Raw genomic sequence first — 2,160 nt, forward strand, 5'->3', positions numbered from 1 at the left:
CAGTACCTTCCGCATGATGGCGGCTTGGGCCTTGCTGATCCCTGCCGCTTTGGTTGTTTCGCTGAGGGAGTGCATCTCCATCTTGGTGAGCCTCCATGAGTAATCTTGGCGATCACTCGGCTGCATCGGAAGTTTGGCTTTGGAGTTCTCCTTGCCCGACTCTGCGATGGCCTCAGCGATTGTCCCAGAGAAGTATCTGACGGGGATTGAGTGCTTCCCATTCGTCCTCTTGTAGGCACTCCATCTGTGATGTCCGTCGATGAGAACGGGCCACCGTCCAACCTGCATGACGAGGATGGAGTCCAGTTCCTGATGTTCTCGGAGTGCCTTGGCGAGTTCCTCGATGTGAGCCTCCGACTTCCCGTTCCTTGGCTGAAATAACTCGGGGATCTTCTTGATGTCGGTGAGAAGGAGACGACTTGGAAGGATGCAAGGTTGCGGCTCCTTGGCCTGCTTCTCCAGTTCTTCTAGCGCCCGCTTTACTTTCGGTGGCATGGCGCTGCTTTTTCTTACGGGCTGCGTTAGCTTCATCTTTCTCTGCTGGATGATGAGGGGGCTCGCTCTCCGCGAACCTCCCTCGGTTGTCGTCAGGCTTTCGCGACGATTTCAGTGTGGACTTTCTTCATGGGCTTTCCTCCGGCCTTACGCGCCTCGGCGGCTGTCCTTGCCAGTCCATCGACCATCTCGTTGCCAGGATCCCCAGCGTGGCCTCGGCAATGCTCCAGGCGGACGAGCGGTCTTAAGTCCAGTTCCATCCAGAGCGCCTTGACCATCTCCGGGTTCGCGACTGGCTTCCCGTTTGCCTTTCGCATTCCCTTGACTGTCCACGCGGCTCTGAAGGTGGTCGCTGCATCGATTGCATAGGTTGAGTCCGCGTGGATCACGGCGGGCGCGTCTAGCGGGACCGCTCTTACGGCATTGAGTAGCGCATGAAGTTCGGCTTCATTGTTTGTCCGCTTGAGCTTGCTGCTGCCGTACTGCCTGAAGGCGGATCCGTCAGGTCTCCTCACATAGATCGCCCATCCCGCAGGACCCGGGTTACCAAGACTACTCCCGTCGCACCACGCTTCCCATTCTGACGGGAAGATGGGTGTGGGTACGTTTGCTGTTTCAACTAGCTGTGCTCTCATCGTTGATCCCTAGAAACTGTAGCCGTTGGCCTTCATGTAGCTCCCGATACCAGTGATGATCTCGGATCCGACTTTGAGGCCGAGAGCGGTATCCGAGCTGCCTGATTTTTGCTGATATGGCGCGACCGGCGCGATGGGGGACGGGGAGTTGATCGGAGCCAGAGGCGCGGACGCCTGGATCTGTAACTGACCTGTTCTGGAGACGTGTTCCGCCTTGAGACCCATGACATCCAAACGAAGCTGGCGTTCACGAGCGGAGTCGTTCATATCCGACATGGTGAGGCTCTCGCCTTCTTGCCGGAACAGTTCTCCTTCGAGTTGTCGTGCAGTGTTTCCGTCGACGTTGCGTTCGCCGAGCGTGACGTTCGCCGTGGCGCGGGCAGCGCGGCCTTGGGCCTGCACAGTCTGCTTCTCGAAGGAACTTGCGATCTGCTCTTCGAAGGCGCGGACCAAGAGGCCACCAACCTTCGTGAAGTAGTTCTCCTCCATGTTGTCGCGGGCTTCGTTGACGAAGTCCACTTGGCGGTCGAACTCAGACTCCTGGTAGTCCTGCACCTGACCTCGATATTCGAGATCCTTGGCATACGTGGTGGATTGGTACTCCATCTGCTTCGTCCGGTATTGTTCGTGAACGAGTTGCTGCTGGGCGGCGTATGCGTTGTTTTTTGCGGCATCGGCAGACGCGGAAGCGTTTCCGAGCAGGGATGTCCCGATGCTCGTGACAGTTCCGAGAACAGCCCCGGCTCCTACGAAACACATGGCATCTCACTTTGAAATGGAATGAAGGGACGCCTACGCGATCCGCCGTCTGGGGCGGACAGCGTGAAGCCTTTAACGGTAGAACGAAGGTCGTCTGAATACCGGACCTTTCCGCTCCTGATCTCATCCGCAAGAGCCGCGATTGCGAGGCTGATGATGATCGATGTAGACGCTGCAACCTGATGTGCTTGCTCAAAGGCGGCTCGCACTTCGCCCAGCTTGGCGAGGTCGTATCGGGTTAGTGCATAGTTCTGCTTGACCAGTCCCTGAC

At 57.6% G+C, this 2,160-nt stretch carries 3 protein-coding genes; all 3 read right to left on the bottom strand.

Annotation, left to right across the window (positions count from 1 at the left end; translation table 11 throughout):
- On the bottom strand, positions 1-531 hold a 531-nt coding region (locus tag AC1DT3_RS18800; protein WP_477466742.1), incomplete at its 3' end, for a ParB/RepB/Spo0J family partition protein.
- Positions 532-587: 56 nt separating this feature from the next.
- Complete coding sequence (locus AC1DT3_RS18805; RefSeq protein WP_477466743.1) at positions 588-1,130, bottom strand: ribonuclease H family protein; 543 nt, start codon at positions 1,128-1,130, stop codon at positions 588-590.
- 9 nt (positions 1,131-1,139) lie between these two features.
- Positions 1,140-1,889 carry a virion core protein, T7 gp14 family gene (locus AC1DT3_RS18810; protein WP_477466744.1) on the bottom strand — a complete coding sequence of 250 codons (750 nt, stop codon included), beginning with the start codon at positions 1,887-1,889 and terminating at the stop codon, positions 1,140-1,142.
- Positions 1,890-2,160 lie beyond the last annotated feature (271 nt).

Source organism: Microvirga sp. P4_G7, from assembly GCF_056401005.1.